Annotated in this window: 1 protein-coding gene; it reads right to left on the minus strand. The window is 46.2% G+C overall.

Annotated elements, in window-relative coordinates:
* The coding region (locus tag AB4512_RS22020; protein WP_372175676.1) for a helix-turn-helix domain-containing protein at positions 1–331 on the minus strand (331 nt) is incomplete at both ends.

Below are 331 nucleotides of genomic sequence, written 5' to 3' on the forward strand. Positions count from 1 at the left end.
CGAGTTGGTGCTTTCTTAGTTTGTCATACAGTGTTTTTCGCGACACCTGCAGCTCTTGTTGTACCTCTTTTAAACGACCTTGATGGCGATGTAGCGCCTCAATCAAGATAATTTGTTCAAAGCTATCGGTGCGTTGGTTCAACGACTGTTGTTGCTCTTCAATGCTCATATTGAGTTCATTTTGCTCATCAGTATCGCTGTCGAGCGACGGCTGCTTAATTTGAGTCAGCACTCTGAGTTCAGCATGTTGGCGAAGCTGACGAATGTTCTCCGTCCAATGCGTTGCAATGAGTCGCTGAATCTCTTTTTCTGTAATGACGGGTGGCGGCAG

Origin of the sequence: Vibrio sp. 10N.222.52.B7 (genome assembly GCF_041474275.1) — a bacterium.
GTDB lineage: Bacteria > Pseudomonadota > Gammaproteobacteria > Enterobacterales > Vibrionaceae > Vibrio > Vibrio crassostreae_C.